Origin of the sequence: Thermophilibacter sp. ET337 (genome assembly GCF_024733715.1) — a bacterium.
Lineage (GTDB): Bacteria > Actinomycetota > Coriobacteriia > Coriobacteriales > Atopobiaceae > Thermophilibacter.
This window is the reverse complement of the sequence record NZ_JANRHO010000004.1, coordinates 90,590-110,700: the sequence shown is the minus strand read 5'-3', so window position 1 is coordinate 110,700 and position 20,111 is coordinate 90,590. Positions and strand designations below refer to the sequence as shown.

The following is a 20,111-nucleotide window of genomic DNA, read 5'->3' as shown; positions in this document are numbered from 1 at the left end:
TGTGCGACTTCAGTGGTCGTACAAAAGTCGTGCGAGAAGGGCGCGCTGGCGAGAAGGAGCTCGGCCCGCGACTCCTCTGACTGTAGCCACAATCTGTTATACTGTGGCTATAGTTAGAGGAGGGCGAGATGTCAACGACGCTCGACGCGGTGGGCGTCCGCGAGGCGAAGAACCGATTCAGCGAGCTGACCGCGCAGGTCAATGAGCTGGGGTCGACGCTTGTGGTGCTCAAGAACAACAAGCCTTGGGTCACCATCCACCCGGCTGATCCCGAGGCGGCCAGCCGTCGCGCGCGGCTCGAGCGCTTTCATTCGCTTACGGCCTCCATCGAGCAGAATGTCTTGCATGAGCCGGCCTGGGCGGCGGACAAGAGCGACCGCGAGCTGCTCGACGAGGAGAGGATGAGGCGCTTTGGCTAGGGTCGTGCTCGACACCAACATCATCCTCGACTACCTCAGCGCGACGCGCGAGAGGCACCGCGATGCCGTTGACCTGCTTGAGGCGCTGCTCTCCTCGGAGGACAAGACGCCCGTGATACTTGCCGCCGGCATCAAGGACGCCTACTACATCCTGTGCCGCCACTATCATGACGAGGCGCTCGTGCGGACGCGGCTGGACGACTTCCGCGCGCTGATGGAGGTGGCGGAGCTGACGGGTCCCGTCCTAGATGGGGCCTTCGCATCGGACGAGCCGGACCTCGAGGACGGCATCGTCCGTGCGACTGCGGAGCTTCTGGGCGCGGAAGCAATCGTCACGCGCGACGCGTCCGCCTACCGTGGTTCGCACGTCCCCAGCATGGATTCCCGCGCGTACTGTGCCTTGCTCGGGTAGCGTCCCGCGGGCGCCTCGAAAGCGCCCGCCGGCCCGCTACTCCTTCGGCCCGTTCTTGGCCTCGTCGAGGTAGCTGTAGAGCGTGTACTTGGAGATGCCGAAGAACTTGCAGACCTTGGGCCCGGACTTCGTGATGAGAAACGCCCCCGTGTCGTTGAGGTAGCGGATCGCGCTGACCTTCTCCTCCTTGGTCATGAGCGCAACGGGGGTCCCCACGAGCTCCACGCTCTGCTCGATGAGGTCGTCGAGAAGGTCGGCGACGCTGCGGACGATGGGCTCGGGCTCGCGCGGCGCGCTGGGACCTGTGCCCACGACCTCGGCGATGGTGTCGCCCATGGCGCGCAGCAGCGTGATGTCGTAGTTGAGCGCGAAGATACCCACGGCGCGCCCGTGCTCGTCTCGGATGAAGACGGTCGAGGACTTGAGGATCTTGCCGTCCGCCGTCTTGGTGAGGTAGGCGAGACGGTCCTCGAGCTTGGCGTCGCCGGCGTGCAGTGCCTCGAGCACCACGTGGCTCGGGCCGTCGCCGAGCTTGCGGCCGGTGACGTGGCCGTTCTCGATAGCCACGATGGAGTGGCTGGGGTCTTTGGTCTCGAGGTCGTGCACGACGACCTCGCAGCCGCTGCCAAACTGCAGGGCGAGGGCGTGGGCGAGCCTCTTGTAGAAGTCGAGCTGCTCCTCGGTCATGGGGCCTCCTCGAAAGCGTTGTGCTTGAAACATGGTAACGGATTTGCTGCGCGTTCTTACTTTTTGTTAGGCACACAAACGGTGCGGGTCCCGCCGTACGGGCGCGCAAAACCGCCCCTGACGTCGCGTTATATCCCGTCGTAGATAACGGAAAAATCTTGGCCCGCTCGCCGTAACCCGACCGCTCACGCCCCGCAACCTACCGTCTAACAGATTTTCATCAAAGCAGACAAATTGTTAGCCACCCCACGCAATACTATCGAAACAGAGTCAGCATCGTGGAGAGGACGATTATGGCGAAAACGCAGACCGCAGAGGCCAAGGAGGCGCACGACTACCTGTTCCAGCGTGAGGGGATGCCGCCCATCGGCGACATGATCCCCTGTGCGCTTCAGCACGTGCTGGCGTCGTTCGCCGGCATCATCACCCCGGCGATCCTCATCGCCGCGACGTTTGACTTCACGACGCAGCAGCGCACCGACATCATCCAGGTCGCGCTCATCCTCTCGGCCATCGACACGGCCCTGCAGGCCTTCGCGCCGTTCCGTCGCATCGGCGGCAACCTGCCCATCGTCATGGGCGTCTCGTTCGCGTTCCTTCCCGCGCTGCAGGCCATGGGCGCCACGTTCTCCTTCGGCGCCCTGCTCGGCGGCGAGATCGTGGGCGGCGTCGCGGCCATCCTGTTTGGCGTCTTCTACGGCAAGCTCAAGCAGTTCTTCCCGCCGGTGGTCACGGGCACGGTGATCTTCACGATCGGCGTGTCGCTGTACCCCACCGCCATCAAGTACATGGCCGGCGGAGAGGGCACAGATCTCTGGGGCACCCCGCAGGCCTGGGCCGTCGCCCTCGTCACGTTTGCCGTGGTCTTTGGCCTCAACAACTTTGCCAAGGGCACCCTCAAGCTCGGCAGCGTCTTCTTTGGCATGATCGCCGGCATCATCGTGTCCGCGCCCTTCGGCATGCTCGACTTCTCCGCCGTGGGCTCCGCCGGCGTCTTCGCCTTCCCCAAGATCATGCCCTACGCGATCGAGTTCCACCCCGAGGTCTGCATCACGCTCGCCGTGGTCTACCCGATGGTCGCCATCCAGGTCATCGGCGACGTCTCGGCCGCGTGCCTGGGCTCCATGGACCGCATGCCCACTGAGCGCGAGCTCTCGGGCGCCATCGTCTCCCAGGGCGCGACGTCGCTCGTCTCCGCCTTCATCGGCGGCCTGCCCACCTCCGCGCTCGGCCAGAACGTGGGCATCATCTGCTCCAACAAGGTCGTCAACAGGTGGGTCTTCGTGATCGTGGCGGCGGTCTTTGCCGCCGCCGGCCTGCTCCCGCAGCTCTCTGCGCTGCTCACGGCCATCCCGCAGCCCGTCATCGGCGGCGCCACCGTGGGCGTGTTCGGCACCATCACCATGAACGGCGTCCGCATGTTCACCAAGGACGGCCTCACGCCGCGCACCACGACCATCGTGGGCACCTCCGTCGTGTTTGGCCTGGGCATCTGGATGGCGACCGGGTGCCTCGCCGGCCCCGGCATGCCCTCCTGGGTGACCACCGTCATCGGCTCCAACGCCATCACCCCGGCCGCCCTCATGGCGATCCTGCTCAACCTCATCCTGCCCGTCGACCCGCCGCACGAGATCCGCACCGCGGCGACCAAGGAGCAGGCCGTCGCCAAGGTCATGCCCGCCAGCAAGGAGTGACGAGGGCGCGGGGATCTCTCGCCCCGCCCGAGCCCCGGCGCCCGACCACACGCAACGTGCCGAGAAGAGCGTTCTTCTCGCCAGATAGAAGGAGGAGCCATGCTGCTCGTCACCAACGGTCGCGTCATCACGCGCGATGCCGGCAACGCCTACCTCGAGGATGGCGCCGTCGCCATCGATGGCGAGAAGATCGCCGAGGTCGGCCCCGCTTCCGAGCTCGCCGAGAAGTACCCGGGCGCCGAGGTCGTGGACGCCCACGGCGGCGTCATCATGCCGGGCCTGGTGAACTGCCACACCCACATCTACTCCGGCCTGGCCCGCGGCCTGTCCATCAAGGGCTGCAACCCCACCAACTTCCTCGAGAACCTCGAGCAGCAGTGGTGGAAGATCGACGACAACCTCACGCTCGACGGCACCCGCGCGAGTGCCTACGCCACCGTGCTGGACAGCCTGCGCGACGGCGTGACCACGATCTTCGACCACCACGCGAGCTTCTGCGAGATCCCGGGCTCCCTGTTTGCCATCAAGGACGTCTGCGAGGAGACGGGCATCCGCGCGTGCCTGTGCTACGAGACCTCCGACCGTCGCGGCGACGAGAAGCGCGACCAGGCCATCGCCGAGAACGCCGAGTTCGCGCAGTGGGCCGCCAAGCAGGACTCCGGCATGATCGCCGCGATGTTCGGCGGGCACGCCACCTTCACGCTCTCCGACGAGACGATGGACAAGATGGCCGAGGCCAATGGCGGACTCACGGGCTTCCACATCCACGTCTGCGAGGGCATGAACGACGTCTGGGACTCCCGTCTCAACCGCGGCGGCATCTCGCCGATCGAGCGCCTGCTGCAGCACGACCTTCTCGGCCCGCGCACGATGCTCGGCCACTGCATCCACGTCACGCCCGCCGAGATGGACATCATCAAGGAGACCGGCACCCACATCGTCAACAACCCCGAGTCCAACATGGGCAACGCCGTGGGCTGCGCGCCGGTGCTCGAGTTCTTCCGCCGCGGCATCCCCGTGCACATGGGCACCGACGCCTACACGCACGACATGCTCGAGAGTCTCAAGGTCTTCCTCATCATCCAGCGCCACAACGCGGCCATGCCCAACGTGGGCTGGGTCGAGGCCATGACGATGCTCTTCCAGAACAACCCCGCGATGGCGAGCGCCTACTTCGGGCGCGAGGTCGGCGTCCTCAAGCCGGGCGCCGCAGCCGACGTCATCGTGATGGACTACCCGGTCTTCACGCCCTTCTCGGACGAGAACATCGACGGCCACATGCTCTTTGGCATGATGGGCAAGAACTGCCGCACCACGATCGTCAACGGCAAGGTGCTCTACAAGGACCGCGAGTTCGTGGCCTTTGACGAGGAGCGCATCAACGCCTGGACCCTCGAGCAGAGCAAGAAGCTCTGGGGCACGCTCAACGAGCGCACGTACTAGGAACCGTTGGCCGGGCGCGAGGGGCGCCCGGCCCCACTCGGCCTCCGCGGGGCCGATCGTCACCTTTCGCCGGCGCGCGGTCTCGCCGGCGGACCACATGAGGCAAGGGGACCGTCCCCTCGCCTCATCGGAGAGGAGCAACAATGAGCGACGTCATGAGGCCGATTCCGTTTGCGCAGGTCATGGACTGGATTCTGACCGAGCACGACACCCAGGCAAGCATCTTCGGCGTGCGCAAGGCCTACGTCCACGAGGGCGGCGCCGAGCCGATCTTTGCCGAGAAGATCGAGACCCCCTTTGGCCCGGCGGCCGGCCCCAACACCCAGCTCGCGCAGAACATCGTGGCCTCCTACGTGGCGGGCTCGCGCTTCTTCGAGCTCAAGACCGTTCAGATCATGGACGGCGAGGAGCTCTCCGCCTGCGTGAACAAGCCCTGTATCGTGGCCGAGGACGAGTGCTACAACTGCGAGTGGTCCACCGAGCTCACGGTGCCCGACGCCTTCGCCGAGTACGTCAAGGCCTGGTGGGCGTGCAAGCTCATCGCCCGCGAGTACGGCCTCGGCGACCCGGACGGCTTCGTTTTCAACATGTCCGTGGGCTACAGCCTCGAGGGCATCCAGAGCCCCAAGGTCGACGCCTACATCGAGGGCATGAAGGACGCCTCCGGGAGCGACGTCTGGGCCGAGTGCCGCGACTGGGCGCTCGCCAACCTCGACCGCTTCGACAACGTCGACGCGGACTTCGTGAACTCCGTCTCCCCGCAGGTCTCCAACTCCGTCACCGAGTCCACGCTCCACGGCTGCCCGCCCGACGAGATCGAGCGCATCGCCACCTACCTCATCACCGAGAAGGGCGTGAACACCTACATCAAGTGCAACCCGACGCTCTTGGGCTATGACTTCGCCCGCGAGCGCCTCAACGAGCTCGGCTTTGACTACATCGTCTTCGATGACACGCACTTCCGCGAGGACCTTCAGTGGGCCGACGCCGTGCCCATGTTCGAGCGCCTCATCAAGCTCTGCGCCGAGAAGGGCCTCGCCTTTGGCGTCAAGCTCACCAACACCTTCCCGGTGGACGTGACCCGCGGCGAGCTGCCCTCCGAGGAGATGTACATGTCGGGCCGCTCGCTCTTCCCGCTCACGATCGAGCTCGCGCGCCGCATCGCCCAGCAGTTCGACGGCCGCCTGCGCATCTCCTACTCGGGAGGTGCCGACGCACGCAACATCCGCGCGCTCTACGCGGCCGGCATCTGGCCGATCACCATGGCGACCAACGTCCTCAAGCCCGGCGGCTACGAGCGCTTCTTCCAGATCGCCGGTCTTCTCGCCGGCGAGAAGCGCGCCGAGGTCGTTGACGTGGACGCCGTGACCGAGCTCGCGGCCCGCGTTGCCTCCGGCAAGGACTACCAGAAGCCCATCAAGCCGGCCAAGCCGCACAAGATCGACGCCGAGCTGCCACTCATGAGCTGCTTCACGGCGCCCTGCCGCACCGGCTGCCCCATCAGCCAGGACATCCCGGCCTACCTCTCCCGCGTCGACGAGGGCAAGTTCGCGGAGGCCCTGCGCATCATCGTCGAGAAGAACGCGCTGCCGCACATCACCGGCAACCTCTGCCCGCACCCCTGCGGCGCCAAGTGCGAGCGCGCCTTCTACGAGCCCGAGGGCGCGCGCATCCGTGACCACAAGCTCGACGCCGCCCGCGGCGGCTTCGACGAGGTCCTGCGCGAGCTCAAGGCCACCCCGGTGGCGCCGGTCCCGGGCGCCGCGGGCAAGAGCGTCGCCGTCATCGGCGGCGGCCCGGCCGGCCTCGCCACGGCGTTCTTCCTCACGCGCGCGGGCGCCGAGGTCACGATCTTCGAGCGCACGAGCGCCCTCGGCGGCGTCGCGCGCCACATCATCCCCGAGTTCCGCATCTCCCACGACGACATCGACCGCGACGTCGAGCTCTGCCTCGCCTTTGGCGCCAAGGCCGTGCTCGATCGCGAGGTCACGAGCGTGCAGGCGCTGCTTGACGAGGGCTTCACCGACGTCGTGGTGGCCACCGGCGCGTGGGCGCCCGGCAAGGTGGGCCTCAAGGCCGGCGAGGAGATCGACGTCCTCGAGTTCCTCGAGACCGCCAAGGCCGGCGAGCCCATGGCGCTGGGCACCGACGTCGTGATCGTGGGCGCCGGCAACACCGCCATGGACGCCGCGCGCGTGGCCAAGCGCGCCGTCGGCGTGCAGAACGTGCGCATCGTCTACCGCCGCACCAAGAAGGAGATGCCGGCGGACGAGGAGGAGCTGCAGCTGGCCCTCGAGGAGGGCGTGGAGCTCTGCGAGCTTCTCGCCCCGCTCGGCGTGACCGATGACGTGCTGGCCTGCGAGGTCATGCGCCTCGGCGAGCCCGACGAGTCCGGCCGCCGTCGCCCCGAGGGCACCGGCGAGACCGTGAAGGTGCCCGCCACCGCCGTGATCTGCGCGGTGGGCGAGCAGATCGAGCGCGGCCTCTACGAGGGCGCGGGCGTGGAGCTCGACCGTCGCGGCCGTCCGGCCGGCACCGCCACCGGCGTGGACCACGTCTGGGCCGCCGGCGACTGCCGCCGCGGGCCGGCAACCTTCGTCGAGGCCATCGCCGACGCGCAGGCCGTGGCGCGCGCCATGGTCGGCGCTACCTTCGAGGCCTTTGAGGAGAAGAACGTCCGCGCCGACAAGCTCGACGCCATCATGGCGCGCAAGGGCGACGTCTGCGTCGACGTGGCCGCCGACCGCACGAGCCGCTGCCTGGGCTGCGCCACCGTCTGCGAGGTCTGCTGCGACGTCTGCCCCAACCGCGCCAACGTGGCGATCAAGGTCCCGGGCCTCGCCCAGCAGCAGGTCGTCCACGTGGACGGCATGTGCAACGAGTGCGGCAACTGCGCCGTCTTCTGCCCGTGGAGCGGCCGTCCCTACAAGGACAAGCTCACGCTCTTCTGGAGCGCCGAGGACATGGACGCGAGCGAGAACCGCGGCTTCCTGCCGCTGTCGGACGGACGCGTCCGCGTGCGCCTCGCCGGCGGCGAGGGCACCTATGACGTGCGCGACGCCGCGTGCGGCCTGCCCGAGGACGTGCGCCTCACCATCTGCGCGGTCTGCGACGACTACGCCTACCTGCTGGCCAAGTAACTTCGTGCGACCCGCGGGCCGAGGTTCTTCTCGCCCGCGGGCCTCGCACGCGACGAGGGGTCAAAAGGGGCCCGTCCCGTTTTGACCGACGAGGGGAGAGACATGGACGACGAGACCAGGCGCATCTGGGTCGCCGACGAGGGCTGCATAGGCTGCCGCCTCTGCGAGCGCGCGTGCCCCGCGGGCGCCATGCACGTCGAGGACAAGCAGGCTCGCATCGACTACAGCCTTTGCATCGCCTGCGGCATGTGCGCGACCAAGTGCCGCAAGGGCGTCATCCACGACACACTGGGCATCTACGCCCCGGCCCAGTAGGGGAGGAGACCATGGCTGCTGGAACCGCCGTCAAGGCACCCGCCGAGTACCGCTTCACCGTCAACGGCGAGGAGCAGGTCGTCACCTGCGACAAGCCGCTTTTGCGCTACCTGCGCGATGACCTCAAGCTCACCTCCGTCAAGGACGGCTGCTCCGAGGGCGCGTGCGGCACCTGCACCGTGCTCGTGGACGACCGCGCCACCAAGGCGTGCGTCCTCACCACGCGCCTGGCCAACGGGCGCGACATCGTGACCGTGGAGGGCCTGCCCCACGAGGAGCAGGAGGCCTTCGTCTACGCCTTCGGCGCCGTGGGCGCCGTCCAGTGCGGCTTCTGCATCCCCGGCATGGTCATGGCGGGCGCGGCCCTCGTCCACAAGGTTCCCGACCCCACCGAGGACCAGGTCAAGGTGGCCATCCGCGGCAACGTCTGCCGCTGCACCGGCTACAAGAAGATCATCGAGGGGATCTTGCTCGCCGCCGCGATCCTGCGGGGCGAGAAGAGCATCGACCCCGAGCTCGAGCGCGGCGACGACTACGGCGTGGGCAAGCGCGCCTTCCGCGTGGACGTGCGCCGCAAGGTCCTCGGGTACGGCAAGTACCCCGACGACATCGACGAGCGCGACTTCCCCGACCTCACCTACGCGAGCGCCGTCCGCTCCAAGTACCCGCGCGCCCGCGTGGTCAAGATCGACGCCGAGAAGGCCCGCGCCATGCCGGGCGTCCTCGCCGTGCTCACGGCCGCCGACGTGCCCGTGAACGCCGTGGGGCACCTGCTCTACGACTGGGACGTCATGACGGCTGAGGGCGACATCACCCACTGCGTCGGCGACGCCATTGCGCTCGTCGTTGCTGAGGACGCGGCCACGCTCGAGAAGGCAAAGAAGGCCGTCAAGGTTGAGTACGAGGTGCTCGAGCCGGTACGCTCGATCGAGGAGGCCCGTGCGGAGGGCTCGCCCGTCCTCCACAAGCCCTATCTCGCCTTCGGCAACTGGGTCACGCCCGAGAACAACATCTGCCAGCAGCGCCACGTGGTCCGCGGAGACGCGGCCGCCGCGCTCGCGGGCGCCGCGCACAAGGTGACGCGCACCTTCAAGACGCCCTTCACCGAGCACGCGTTCCTCGAGCCCGAGTGCGCCGTCGCCTTCCCGTACAAGGACGGCGTGAAGGTCTGCTCGTCCGACCAGGGCGCCTACGACTCCCGCAAGGAGATCGCCCACATGCTGGGCTGGGACGCCACGCCCGAGAAGGTGGTCGTGGAGACCATGCTCGTGGGCGGCGGCTTTGGCGGCAAGGAGGACGTCTCCGTGCAGCACCTCGCCGCGCTCGCCGCGCTCGCCGTGAAGCGTCCGGTCAAGGTGCGCCTCACGCGCCAGGAGTCCATCAACTTCCACCCCAAGCGCCACTACATGGAGGGCACCTTCACCCTCGGCTGCGACGAGGACGGCACCTTCGTGGGCCTGGACTGCGAGATCAACTTCGACACCGGCGCCTACGCGAGCCTGTGCGGCCCGGTCCTTGAGCGCGCCTGCACGCACTCCGTGGGCCCGTACTGCTACCAGAACACGGACATCCGCGGCTATGGCTGGTACACCAACAACCCGCCTGCCGGCGCGTTCCGCGGCTTCGGCGTGTGCCAGAGCGAGTTCGCCCTCGAGAGTCTCATCGACCTTCTCGCCGACGAGGTGGGCATCTCGCCGTGGGAGATCCGCTACAGAAACGCCATCGAGCCGGGCAAGGTCCTGCCCAACGGCCAGATCGCCGACCGCTCCACCGCGCTCAAGGAGACGCTGCTCGCGGTCAAGGACGTCTACGAGGCGCACCCCGGCCACGCCGGCATCGCGTGCGCGATGAAGAACTCCGGCGTGGGCGTGGGCCTGCCCGACGCCGGTCGCTGCAAGATCCGCGTGGAGGACGGCCGCGCGGTGGTCTACTCCGCCACCTCCGACATCGGCCAGGGCTGCAACACGGTCTTCCTGCAGGACGTGGCCGAGGCCACGGGGCTGCCCCTGTCGCACATCGCCAACGGCGAGTGCTCCACCGAGAACGCGCCCGACTCCGGCACCACCTCCGGCTCGCGCCAGACGCTCATCACCGGCGAGGCCGTGCGCGGCGCTGCGTTCCTGCTGCGCGATGCCATGCTCGCGGTGGAGGAGGGCACGGAGACCGGCTCCGAGCCGGTGGTCGCTCACGGCGACGGCTTTGTGGTCGAGTACGCCGACGGCACGCCCTACGTGGGCCCGGGCGCGGGCTACCACGCGAGCGACCCGGTGGCGGCGCTGGCCGAGCTCGAGGGCCGCGAGTTCTCCTACGAGTACCTCGAGAAGACCGACAAGCTCGGCGCGGACGTCCCCAACCCCAAGAGCCACGTGGCCTACGGCTACGCCACCCACGTGGTGATCCTGGACGACGACGGCCGCGTGACCGAGGTCCACGCCGCGCACGACTCCGGCAAGGTGGTGAACCCCATCGCCATCCAGGGTCAGATCGAGGGCGGCGTGCTCATGGGTATGGGCTACGCGCTGACCGAGCGCTTTGACCTCGAGGACTGCGTGCCGCAGGTGAAGTTTGGCACGCTCGGCCTCTTCAGGGCGCCGGACATCCCCGACATCCACGCGATCTACGTCGAGAAGGACGAGCTCTTGGACGTGGCGTACGGCGGCAAGGGCATCGGCGAGATCGCCACGATCCCGACGGCGCCCGCGGTGCAGAACGCCTACCGCGCGCTCACCGGCGAGCTCCAGTGCGAGCTGCCGCTCAAGCACACGTACTACTCGCGCGACTAGGAGCTCCGCTTCGTTGCACATCCCTTTCTGGAGGCCCGCCGGTTCTGCCATGCCCGGCGGGCCTCCGCTTGGCGATGTGCGCACTCCCCGGCGATGTGTACACTCCCAAGCCGGTTGGTCGTACAAATCTCCGCAGCCCCGAACAGCCCAACTGGGAAAACGTCCCGGCATCCTCAAGAATCCCCGACTTTTGTACGACCATAATGGTCATGTGAAGACGAGCGAGCGGAGGGCCATGGGTCTGGACGGCACAGTGCGCTGCAGGTGCTTCGAGGAGGGCGGGCTCCGCCCGGGGCCGGTGCCCCTCGAGGACGTGTACGTTGACGAAGAGGGCTACCTCGCGTCCCGCACGCTCGACGAGGCACGCGAGAGGCTCACGCGCCGCCAGTTCGACGCTCGCTATGCCGACCTGGAGCGTGCGTTCAACGACTGGCTCCGCTCCTGCTGCGAGCACGAGGACGGTGAGCTCTGCACCGAGCACGTGGGCAACTGGTCGGGGTGCGCCGAGTTCCGGGAGCTCGTCAAGCGCGTGGGTGGCGAGAAGAACTACCCGCTGCTCAGCGCACTCTTGCCGGACGGCAACGGCGGAACCTACCCTGCCGAGAAGGCGGCCGCCACGCTGGCCGAGCTCGACCGCTTCGCCAAGTGGGTCGTCGCAAATGCGCCGCAGGCCATCCACGAAGGCAGGTACGGGACGACGGAGCGCCTGCACCACCTGCTCGAGGCCTCGCACGCGTCCGGCAACCCGATAAGGTGGTGCTAGCGATGGCGTGTCGCGTCGTTCCGGACGACCCCTCGGCCGAGGTTCCCCATCTCGGCCCCGAAGACCTCCACGCGCTCAACCGCCTGACGGCGTACAACCGCCCCGAGCTCGAGGGGAGCGACCGTCGCTGTGGCTGCTTCCACTGTGGGAGTGTGTTTCCCGCGCGTGAGGTCATCTCATGGATGGCCGAGAAGGACGGCGCTGACACCGCGCTCTGCCCCCACTGCAGCTGCGACTCCGTCATATTCGAGACGCCGGCGTTCCCGCTGTCGACGGCGCTACTCACGACCCTCTACCTGGGCTGGTTTGGCCCGGAGTACGAGGGACGGAAAAGGGTCGCGACCTACGCCCCGTCCTTCTCGTACTACGATGACTGGCTGCGGCAGGGGGTTCCGTTCCGGATGGGGAGCAGGCCCTCGGACGAGGCTGTAGGCGAGGTGGACCTGTTCCGCGAGTTTGGCTGCGACGACGCCGGCGGCATGGTGCGAATCGTGACGTGCGGTCCTCGTGACCTGGTGCTCGTTGACGAGCGGGGGAGGGCTCTGCCCTACACGATCATGTCCGGGCAGCAGCGTCTTGTCCGCGATCTTGTCGAGAAGTACGGCCCGCGCCTGAGGGGCCTCATCGCCGATCCCAACGACTGGAAGCTGCGCCTCATCGTCGCGCGCACGTGACGCCGGGGCGTTGTGCGCACTCGTCGGCGGTGTGCACACTGCCCCAGAGGTCCTTCTCAACAGAGCCGCAGGTAGACGGGCTGCTGACGAGTGCGCACAACGCTGACGAGTGCGCACACCGCCGAGAAACGTACACATCGCCCGGACGCCGCCAAGGCAAAAGCCCGCGGCTTTACCGCCAACTCTTTACCGCCACTGGCGGTAAAACGGGGCGTCGCGCGCGTGGGCGGCTGGCGGCTCGACAATCAACGCTCCCGTCACGCTGCGGAAACACAGGTAGGGCAAAGTTGACCTTTGTGTAGCTGACGTCGCCCCGCGCGCCAATCGAGAGGCCCCTCATGTTCGACTTCCTCATGTCCGCCATCACCGCGCTGAACGACAACGTGCTGTGGGGCGTCCCCATGGTCGTGCTGATGCTCGGAACCGGCGTGTTCCTGCTCGTCGTCACCAAGGGCGCCGTGTTCACGCGCTTCAACGTGGTCATGCGCTACACCACCAAGACGCTCTTCCAGCGCCGAGACCCGTCCGAGGCAGGGGAGGGCACCATCTCGCCCTTCCAGGCGGTATGCACCGCGCTTGCCGCGACGCTCGGCACCGGCAACATCGTGGGCGTGGCGCTCGCGGTGGCAACGGGCGGCCCGGGGGCGATCTTCTGGCTGTGGCTCTCCGCACTGGCCGGCATGGTCATCAAGTTCTGCGAGGTCACGCTGTCGGTGGCCTATCGCACGCGCAACGAGCGCGGCGAGATCGTGGGCGGCCCCATGTACTACATCTCCCGCGGCCTCGGCAAGACCTGGCTCGCGATGCTGTTCGCCGCCCTCGGCTTCCTCGCGTCCTTCGGCATCGGCGCGAGCGTGCAGGCCAACTCGCTCGCCGGCAGCGTGAATGCCACCTTTGGGGTGCCGCTGCCCGTCATCGGCGTCGTCGTGGCGCTGCTCGCGGGGTTCGTCCTCATCGGCGGCATCACCCGCATCGCGCAGATCACCGAGAGGCTCGTGCCCTTCGCGGCCATCTTCTACCTCGCCGGTGCCGCTGCGGTGCTCGTGGTGAACGCCGCCGAGATTCCCGCGGCGATCGCCCAGATCTTCCGCGACGCCTTCACGGGCACGGCCGCCACGGGCGGCTTTTTGGGCGCCACGGTCATGTACGCGTGCCGCGTGGGCATGTCGCGCGGCGTGTTCACCCACGAGGCGGGCATGGGCTCGGCGCCCATCGCGCACGCCTCCGCCGACACTGACCACCCCGCCCGCCAGGGCCTGTGGGGCACCTTCGAGGTGTTCTTCGACACCATCGTCATGTGTACGATTACGGGCCTCGTGATCATCACCTCGGGACTGTGGCATGCTGACCCCATGATGTCCGAGGGCGCCATGAGCTCGGCGGCCTTTGGGCAGAGCATCCCCGGCGGTCAGTACATCGTGACTGTGGGCCTCATGCTCTTTGCGTTTGCCACGCTCATCGCGTGGTACTACTACGGCGAGAAGTGCGTGGAGTACCTTTTCCGCAAGAGCCGCGCCCAGCGCGCCGCCGTGCGCGTCTACCAGGTTGCCTATGTCGCCATGGTGTTCGCGGGCTGCGTGACCAACCTCGACGTGGTGTGGGAGTTCGCCGACTGCTTCAACGGCCTCATGGCGATCCCGAACCTCATCGCGTTGATCGCGCTCTCGCCCGTGATTCGCCGGCTCGCGGCGGACTTCTTCCGCGACCCCGACCGCCGGCGCCCGCGGGACGCGGACTACAGCGGGATGCTGTCGTTCAGGGACAAGTAGCGGGCCCCTGGCGTTCGTTCTGCGACAATGGAGCCACAATCCCCCTCGCGCGGGAGGTTCCCCATGACGTATGCCACCGCTCCGATTTTGCGCCGCAAGCTCGCCCCGCTCGTTCTTCTCGTCATGGTGACCGTTCTTGCCCTTGTGGGTTGCGGCAACCTGGGGGAGTTCGACGAAGAGGGCGTTGCCAGGCAGGCGGAGCGGTATTACGCCGAGAAGTACGGTGACGACGCCCACGTGGTCGACGTCTGGGAGGACCGGTCGTACGTCCTGTTTGGCTACCAGTCGTCCGGTCGGGCGTTCTGCACCATGAGCGACGGTCAGACGGTGCTCGTGGACTTTGAGGACGGCGTCGTTGGCGACAACCGGCAGCAGGACGAGGTCACGGCAGCCTACGAGCAGCGCTTCCGCGAGGAGCTCGAGGGTTGCTGCGAGCGCCTGGGGGACGCGGGCTGCGACGTTGCATCCGTGACTGTGAACGGCGTCCCGCTTGAGGAGGACGGCTTCTTTGAGGGGTGCATCTCGACGTACTACTGGCCGGAGGATCCAGCTGGCGAGAAGAACGGCGAGCTCGAGACGACCGTGGAGCAGAGCGCCTCGTTCTTCTACGCGCGCTACACGGGCGACGACAGCTTCTTCGAGCAGGAGGCCTCGCGCGTCAGCCTGGGTGTGCCGTACGTTAAGATCGAGCTCTCCGGTGCGGACGCGGACTATGCGGACGGCTTCCCGACAGACGTTCCCGAGACGCCCGCGTGGGTGGCGCCCATCGAGGGGGCGTGCCGCGCGCTGCTTCCCCTGATGGACGGGGAAACGGAGACGCGGGTGGTCGTCTACCAGGCTGGGTGTCGCGATGGGGTGCCCGGTATCACCGACGACGCTGTGGTCACCAGCGACGCGGAGAACGGCAAGCTCGGCGAGCTCAGTCCCTTTGACGATAGTGATACGGGTGCCGATGACATTGGCAGCTGGCTCATCGTGGAGTGGTTCCCCGTGGGCAAGGGCGTTTACGTCACCTCCGACGAGTGCGGCGTGCGTCTGCGCACGGGCGATGTGGAGCTGGAGACCGTGGAGAGTCCCGTCTCGCTGGAGGAACTCCAGGAGAGTGGGAGCCTCGAGCGCTTTGACGAGCGCGAGTTCGCACCGGGGGCCTTTGAGGCCTATAGCCTAGCGGTGGCCCCAGACCTCTTTGCGCGTCTGCCGGAAAGCGTGCGGGACAAAGGTTGGTTTAACATCAGGTTGGCGTATGACAACCAGGACCCGCAGACGGGCCTTGCGGAGCTGGGCGTCACGCCGGGTGGCCTTGCGCCCACGCTCTATCGGGTCGAGAAGAACCCCGCCGCCGAGGACGTTGACAGCGCTCCTCCCTACGAGGTGATTGCGATGCGGACGGAGACGCTGGCGAACGGCTTTCAGTACAGCGAGCCTGAGCTGTTTGCTGACGCGCCCACGCTTCTCGTGCGAATGTAGGTGGTGTATCTGGGCGAGGCGCTCTTCGCTGGCAACTGTACTGGCGGGACTCACGGATGACTAAACATATGGGATTCGGACGCAATATCCTTGGGTATACAATGTACGATAAAGTAGGAGGTTGTAGTAAGGAGTATCCATGGCCACCGCAGCTGCGACCGAGTCCATCTCTGCGAAGCTTCGCAAGGACGAGAAGGACCGCTTCTCCATGATCTGCGACGAGATTGGCACCTCTCCGAGCAACGCAATCCGCATGTTCGTGTCTGCGTTCAACCGTCGCGGGGGCTTCCCGTTTGATCCGTCCAATCCATACGGATTTAGCCAGGAGACACTTGCTGCGATGGACGATGCGGTGGCGGGCAGGAACCTCTCCGGCCCTTATCACACAGTCAAGGAGGCAATGGCCGCGCTCGACGAGGAGTAGGCCATGCTGGAGCTGAGATTTACTGCCAAGTTCAAGAAGGACTACAAGCGCGTGAAGCGACAGGGCAAGGACCTCTCAAAGCTCGAGCGGACCCTTGAGACGCTCGTTCGAGAAGAAGCGCTTCCCGATGCGATGCGCGATCATTCGCTCGGTGGGACATATCGCGGTCACCGCGAGTGCCACATCGAGCCCGACTGGCTGCTTATCTATCGCGTGGATGAAGAGGGGCTTTTGCTCGTTGCTACGCGTACGGGAAGCCATAGCGAGTTGTTGGGGTTGTAAAGGGATATTTCGATTTGGGCTGACTAGTCCCCCGAATTAGGGAGAAGACAATGGGTGAGCTGGTAGAGAAAGTCAAAGACGCTTCACTTGCAATTGTGGAGTCCGGAACGGAGACGGTCCTCGATAATCTGCCAAAGTTATCCGCCGCACTTACTCAGGCTGGTTTGCACGGGGCAGCATCCGTCGTGGCAGATGGCGTTGTTGGAGCAGTTGCACCGGGCGTGTTTGGTGCTGTTATGGGGTACAAGGTTCGTCGTTTCGAGAGGAATGTAATCGAGCTGATTTCCGAGCTATCTGCAAGCATGGACAAGGTGAACGAGCGACTCGATCGACTCGATGAGAATCAGAGAAGAAAGTTCTCGGAGGGGATGTACCGCGATGCCTTTCTCGATAGCATAGTTAATGAAAATGAGCCTGAAAAGGTCGCATATTGCGTGCACGCGTTTATTAATGCAATGGGCGAAGAGGGCGTCAGCGACAGTTTTATGGTGGCCCTGTTCGATGATTTGTCCCGTTTGAGCAGGCTCGATATCAGGGTCTTGAACTTACACGGGGGCAGCTACTTTACTGAGGGCCGGACGGACGATGACTACAATCGGCTAATTTCAGAGGAGGGGATCGATGAAAGTCAATGCCGGTCGATCCGCCAAAAGCTCTGCCGATTTGGTTTGCTTCAGAGCAAGAACGAGGAAAAGCGGGAGCAAAACCTCGAAGAAGTCCAAGAAGCATTGTCCGAACTTATAAAAAATCTAAATTCAAATAAGATAAAAAAGCTGCATGACCCGAAGTATCAGAGAATAACTCGTTCAGACTCTTACGCGATTACTCCTTTAGGACGTAGATATCTAAGGATGATGCGACAAGTCGATGAGCCTGAATAGCAGTGAGGGTATGAGTACGCTATCTACGTCTAAAAAAACAAGACTCGGCTAGGCTGACTTGCCGATGCCCGGCAGGGTAATCTTCTCCCTGTCGATGGCAAGAATCCTTTGGTTGTTCACGGGCGTGTGCGATTCATGCGAAAAGAGCGCGGCGCGACCCTGCTCAGTTGTCTGCACAGTCCGAAATATTGTCCGGTCGTTCAAGCAGCCTTGAACAAAGAGGGGCATCGATTTGGAGGTAGACAATGGGTCTTGATGCCACGGTGCGCTGCCGGTGCTTTGAGGAGGGCAAGCTCAAGCCTGGTCCTGTCCCCTTGGATGACGTGTATGTCGACGAGGAGGGATATCTTTCGTCGCGTAAGCTGGATACAGCTCACGAGAGACTTGCGTACCGTCAGTTTTGCGCCCGGTATGGTGATCTCCAGAGGGAGTTTGAGAACTGGGCGGAGTCTTGTTGCGAACATGAAGGCGGAGACTACTGTTCCGAATGGGTGAGCAACTGGTCCGGGTGTGCTCAGTTTGAGTCCCTTGTTGAGGCTGCTGGCGGTGAAGCTGAGTTTCCCTTGCTTGCAAAGCTGCTTCCGCACGCGAACGGGGGAACGTATCCCGCGGAGATGGCGGCTGACACCCTGGAGGAGCTTGATCGGTTCATCGAGAAGGTCAGTGACGTCGATGAGTGGGTCCTATGTGACGCAGAGTCTGATACGGAGATCTGGACCTCCACGGAGAAGGGGTCGTTTCCGTGGATGATGGGTCCGTTCGACGAGGTGAGGATGACCGGCGGCAAGGTCTGCTTCTTACATGCGGGGCGTCCACCGGTGGAGACGACTCACTTCAAACAGGTTCCGTTCGGCAAGCCAAGCGAGAGTGGCTGTCAGCGGATGGAGATCATCTGTCTGGACACGGGTGCGACGACGGAGACCTTTGACTCCATCGGGCCGGAGGGGGCTCCGAAGGTCGAGCGCGAGTTCTATGTCACCTCAAAGAAGGCTCCTTTCCTCTACGAAGGTAAGTACGGGACTGCGGAACGCATACGAAACCTACTCGTTGCCTCTCTCGAGATGGGCAACCCAATAAGGTGGTGCTAACAATGAGGCGTCACATCGTTCCGGACGAGGCCTCGGTTGAGGTCCCGCATCTCAGCTACAAAGACAGACACGCGCTGAACCGCCTGACGGCATACGGACGTCCCATACTCGAGGGGAGCTTGCTCCGCTGCGGCTGTTTCCACTGTGGGAGCTCGTTTGTGGCGAGCGAGATTACCGACTGGATGCCTGAGGAGGACGGCGCGGACACAGCCCTCTGTCCGTACTGCGGGTGCGACGCCGTACTTTATGACACGAAGGAGTTCCCGCTGTCCACGGCCTTGCTCTCGAGCATGTATATGGAGTGGTTCAAGTCGAAATACCAGGAGCGGGAGACAGTCGCAACGTACGCTCCGTCGTTCTCGGGATATGACGACTACCTGAGGCAGGGCATCGCCTTTCGATTGGAGAAAAGCCCTAGGTACGAGCTGGTAGGGGAGGTCGAGCTCTGGCTGATGGATAACATCAGCGACTGGGATTGGCTTGTGGACAAAGGTTTAGCTGAACTCTATTCAGACAATATGGTTGACATGGGTTCACATGTCGAGGAGGAAGAGGGGCCTAAGGAGGAGCCAGACGAGAAAAACAAGGACGCCGGCGGCCTGTTGAGAATCGTTGCTCATGTCGAGAATGGCGAGCCCGTCGAGTATGAGTTCATCGACGAGCGCGGTCATGTGATCTCTTACCCGCTCTGGCATGAGGAGGATCGTTTCCTGCTTCGCGAGCTTCTGGAAAAGCACGGCTCGCATCTCATGGGCCTGCTCGTTGACCCCTTTGGCTCAAAAGTGCGGCTCGTTGTTGAACATGGAGAAGGAGCTGCAACTCCAGCAGTTGTTTCGAGTGAACGGGAGTGACGGCCAATGACCAAGGCACTGATTCAGCAAAAGCATGGCCGAGCATTCGGGACGAGTGCCTTCTCTGCGCTTCTCGGCTTTGAGGCTGGGACTGTTAGCTCTTTGCCCCTCACGCGCACTGCTCGAAGACGCAGTCGTTGTGGTAGTGGATGAACTCACGGCTCGGCCAGATGAATTCTTCGCCGTGCGGAAGGTGAATCTGCCTGCCAGCGAAGGAGTGGAGCCACTGGTCGTTGGCGGGAGTGTGAGGCACGTGCGAGGAGACTACGACGCGATAGCAGTCATCGAGTGTTATGAGGCCGCGGTCGAAGGCACGGTCGTGCAGCGCGTTGAGCAAGAGCCCGTTCGACGATGCGAGGCGCTCGCTCGGGGTCGCAGCCGACCAGGGCTTGATGTGGCTCGCCGTGAGGAGCGCGGGTACGCTCACCCCCGTGAGGCAGCAGGCGCCACCGTAGTTGGCGAGGAGCACGCTGCGGAAGTAGTCCTGGTTGACACGTTGGCGAACCTGCTCAACGCGCTCCAGCCCGAGCTGCTGCGGCCGATCGGGGCGAGAAGAGCTCGGCGCCTCGATTCTTCCGTCGTAGGAGATCTGGATTCCGGTCTCCTCGAGCTCCCACATCGCCTCGGATATGATCTCGTCAGGTTCGGCGAGGTACTCGGACATGACCCGGGCGTCCATCGTCGCAGCATGGGAAAAGCCGCTTCCTGAGCGATTGGGATCGCACGCCTTGAGGTTACCGATCTTGAGGCAGACGGCGGACTCCGAGCGCCCGATTCTCTCAGCGAGGAGCCGAACTTCCGCATCGTTGTCGTCCCAGTTCTTGCGGGGCAGGGGAGGGCACAGATAGAAGGCGAGCGCCATGAGGGTCTCCCGGCGCGTCCAGTTCCTGCGTGGCATGGCGCCTCCTTCCGTCTGCGTCCAGGATACCAGGTGTCTTCGTTTTTGTTGCTGTTTCGAAGGCTCGGGCAAGCGCCAATGCGTCGAGGGTCTGCTCTGCTAGCTCTCCATTGGCCACGAG

Annotated in this window: 18 protein-coding genes; 16 read left to right on the top strand and 2 right to left on the bottom strand. The window is 65.0% G+C overall.

What is annotated here, in order from left to right; genetic code table 11:
- Positions 1-128 precede the first annotated feature (128 nt).
- Together NW198_RS05110 and NW198_RS05105 are read left to right on the top strand one after the other, a co-directional pair.
- The gene (locus NW198_RS05110) at positions 129-419 is read left to right on the top strand and encodes a type II toxin-antitoxin system Phd/YefM family antitoxin (protein ID WP_087315521.1); all 291 of its coding nucleotides are present in this window, start codon (positions 129-131) and stop codon (positions 417-419) included.
- Positions 412-831, top strand: a complete 420-nt coding sequence (locus tag NW198_RS05105) for a PIN domain-containing protein (protein WP_087315519.1) — start codon at positions 412-414, stop codon at positions 829-831. The genes NW198_RS05110 and NW198_RS05105 overlap by 8 nt, the downstream gene beginning before the upstream one ends.
- Before the next feature lie 36 nt (positions 832-867).
- Here the strand turns inward: NW198_RS05105 and NW198_RS05100 are convergent, their stop codons facing one another.
- A complete protein-coding gene (locus tag NW198_RS05100; protein ID WP_258340280.1) occupies positions 868-1,518 on the bottom strand; it encodes a transcriptional regulator in 651 nt (216 codons plus the stop codon).
- A gap of 293 nt (positions 1,519-1,811) precedes the next feature.
- Here NW198_RS05100 and NW198_RS05095 point away from each other — a divergent pair, with 293 nt between their 5' ends.
- From NW198_RS05095 to NW198_RS05030, 14 genes are all read left to right on the top strand, one after another.
- Positions 1,812-3,212, top strand: coding sequence for a uracil-xanthine permease family protein (locus NW198_RS05095; protein WP_258340279.1), 1,401 nt, complete (start codon positions 1,812-1,814; stop codon positions 3,210-3,212).
- 99 nt (positions 3,213-3,311) lie between these two features.
- Positions 3,312-4,655, top strand: coding sequence for a putative aminohydrolase SsnA (gene ssnA, locus NW198_RS05090; RefSeq protein ID WP_087315513.1), 1,344 nt, complete (start codon positions 3,312-3,314; stop codon positions 4,653-4,655).
- 143 nt (positions 4,656-4,798) lie between these two features.
- Positions 4,799-7,795, top strand: coding sequence for a putative selenate reductase subunit YgfK (gene ygfK, locus NW198_RS05085; RefSeq protein ID WP_258340278.1), 2,997 nt, complete (start codon positions 4,799-4,801; stop codon positions 7,793-7,795).
- Between the two features lie 102 nt (positions 7,796-7,897).
- The gene (locus NW198_RS05080) at positions 7,898-8,110 is read left to right on the top strand and encodes a 4Fe-4S binding protein (protein ID WP_258340277.1); all 213 of its coding nucleotides are present in this window, start codon (positions 7,898-7,900) and stop codon (positions 8,108-8,110) included.
- 11 nt (positions 8,111-8,121) lie between these two features.
- Positions 8,122-10,893: a selenium-dependent xanthine dehydrogenase gene (xdh, locus tag NW198_RS05075; RefSeq protein WP_258340276.1), complete on the top strand. Its 2,772-nt coding sequence runs from the start codon at positions 8,122-8,124 to the stop codon at positions 10,891-10,893.
- 235 nt (positions 10,894-11,128) lie between these two features.
- Positions 11,129-11,656, top strand: a complete 528-nt coding sequence (locus tag NW198_RS05070) for a hypothetical protein (protein WP_258340275.1) — start codon at positions 11,129-11,131, stop codon at positions 11,654-11,656.
- A gap of 2 nt (positions 11,657-11,658) precedes the next feature.
- Complete coding sequence (locus tag NW198_RS05065) at positions 11,659-12,330, top strand: hypothetical protein (RefSeq protein WP_258340273.1); 672 nt, start codon at positions 11,659-11,661, stop codon at positions 12,328-12,330.
- 338 nt (positions 12,331-12,668) lie between these two features.
- The gene (locus tag NW198_RS05060) at positions 12,669-14,099 is read left to right on the top strand and encodes a sodium:alanine symporter family protein (protein ID WP_258340272.1); all 1,431 of its coding nucleotides are present in this window, start codon (positions 12,669-12,671) and stop codon (positions 14,097-14,099) included.
- Positions 14,100-14,162: 63 nt separating this feature from the next.
- Complete coding sequence (locus tag NW198_RS05055) at positions 14,163-15,566, top strand: hypothetical protein (protein WP_258340271.1); 1,404 nt, start codon at positions 14,163-14,165, stop codon at positions 15,564-15,566.
- A 139-nt stretch (positions 15,567-15,705) separates the two neighbouring features.
- Positions 15,706-15,990, top strand: a complete 285-nt coding sequence (locus NW198_RS05050; RefSeq protein WP_258340270.1) for a type II toxin-antitoxin system RelB/DinJ family antitoxin — start codon at positions 15,706-15,708, stop codon at positions 15,988-15,990.
- A 3-nt stretch (positions 15,991-15,993) separates the two neighbouring features.
- The gene (locus NW198_RS05045) at positions 15,994-16,272 is read left to right on the top strand and encodes a type II toxin-antitoxin system YafQ family toxin (protein WP_258340269.1); all 279 of its coding nucleotides are present in this window, start codon (positions 15,994-15,996) and stop codon (positions 16,270-16,272) included.
- 50 nt (positions 16,273-16,322) lie between these two features.
- Positions 16,323-17,153, top strand: coding sequence for a hypothetical protein (locus tag NW198_RS05040; RefSeq protein WP_258340268.1), 831 nt, complete (start codon positions 16,323-16,325; stop codon positions 17,151-17,153).
- Between the two features lie 245 nt (positions 17,154-17,398).
- Complete coding sequence (locus tag NW198_RS05035) at positions 17,399-18,241, top strand: hypothetical protein (RefSeq protein WP_258340267.1); 843 nt, start codon at positions 17,399-17,401, stop codon at positions 18,239-18,241.
- 2 nt (positions 18,242-18,243) lie between these two features.
- Positions 18,244-19,092 carry a hypothetical protein gene (locus tag NW198_RS05030; protein WP_258340266.1) on the top strand — a complete coding sequence of 283 codons (849 nt, stop codon included), beginning with the start codon at positions 18,244-18,246 and terminating at the stop codon, positions 19,090-19,092.
- A gap of 109 nt (positions 19,093-19,201) precedes the next feature.
- Here the strand turns inward: NW198_RS05030 and NW198_RS05025 are convergent, their stop codons facing one another.
- Positions 19,202-19,990: an HNH endonuclease gene (locus tag NW198_RS05025; RefSeq protein WP_258340265.1), complete on the bottom strand. Its 789-nt coding sequence runs from the start codon at positions 19,988-19,990 to the stop codon at positions 19,202-19,204.
- Between the last annotated feature and the right edge of the window lie 121 nt (positions 19,991-20,111).

What these genes read in the sequence shown, in the direction of transcription:
- NW198_RS05110 (WP_087315521.1), top strand. Translation starts at nt 129, where the DNA reads ATGTCAACGACGCTCGACGCGGTGGGCGTCCGCGAGGCGAAGAACCGA.
- NW198_RS05100 (WP_258340280.1), bottom strand. Translation starts at nt 1,518, where the DNA reads ATGACCGAGGAGCAGCTCGACTTCTACAAGAGGCTCGCCCACGCCCTC.
- NW198_RS05095 (WP_258340279.1), top strand. Translation starts at nt 1,812, where the DNA reads ATGGCGAAAACGCAGACCGCAGAGGCCAAGGAGGCGCACGACTACCTG.
- ssnA (WP_087315513.1), top strand. Translation starts at nt 3,312, where the DNA reads ATGCTGCTCGTCACCAACGGTCGCGTCATCACGCGCGATGCCGGCAAC.
- ygfK (WP_258340278.1), top strand. Translation starts at nt 4,799, where the DNA reads ATGAGCGACGTCATGAGGCCGATTCCGTTTGCGCAGGTCATGGACTGG.
- NW198_RS05080 (WP_258340277.1), top strand. Translation starts at nt 7,898, where the DNA reads ATGGACGACGAGACCAGGCGCATCTGGGTCGCCGACGAGGGCTGCATA.
- xdh (WP_258340276.1), top strand. Translation starts at nt 8,122, where the DNA reads ATGGCTGCTGGAACCGCCGTCAAGGCACCCGCCGAGTACCGCTTCACC.
- NW198_RS05070 (WP_258340275.1), top strand. Translation starts at nt 11,129, where the DNA reads ATGGGTCTGGACGGCACAGTGCGCTGCAGGTGCTTCGAGGAGGGCGGG.
- NW198_RS05065 (WP_258340273.1), top strand. Translation starts at nt 11,659, where the DNA reads ATGGCGTGTCGCGTCGTTCCGGACGACCCCTCGGCCGAGGTTCCCCAT.
- NW198_RS05060 (WP_258340272.1), top strand. Translation starts at nt 12,669, where the DNA reads ATGTTCGACTTCCTCATGTCCGCCATCACCGCGCTGAACGACAACGTG.
- NW198_RS05055 (WP_258340271.1), top strand. Translation starts at nt 14,163, where the DNA reads ATGACGTATGCCACCGCTCCGATTTTGCGCCGCAAGCTCGCCCCGCTC.
- NW198_RS05050 (WP_258340270.1), top strand. Translation starts at nt 15,706, where the DNA reads ATGGCCACCGCAGCTGCGACCGAGTCCATCTCTGCGAAGCTTCGCAAG.
- NW198_RS05045 (WP_258340269.1), top strand. Translation starts at nt 15,994, where the DNA reads ATGCTGGAGCTGAGATTTACTGCCAAGTTCAAGAAGGACTACAAGCGC.
- NW198_RS05040 (WP_258340268.1), top strand. Translation starts at nt 16,323, where the DNA reads ATGGGTGAGCTGGTAGAGAAAGTCAAAGACGCTTCACTTGCAATTGTG.
- NW198_RS05035 (WP_258340267.1), top strand. Translation starts at nt 17,399, where the DNA reads ATGGGTCTTGATGCCACGGTGCGCTGCCGGTGCTTTGAGGAGGGCAAG.
- NW198_RS05030 (WP_258340266.1), top strand. Translation starts at nt 18,244, where the DNA reads ATGAGGCGTCACATCGTTCCGGACGAGGCCTCGGTTGAGGTCCCGCAT.
- NW198_RS05025 (WP_258340265.1), bottom strand. Translation starts at nt 19,990, where the DNA reads ATGCCACGCAGGAACTGGACGCGCCGGGAGACCCTCATGGCGCTCGCC.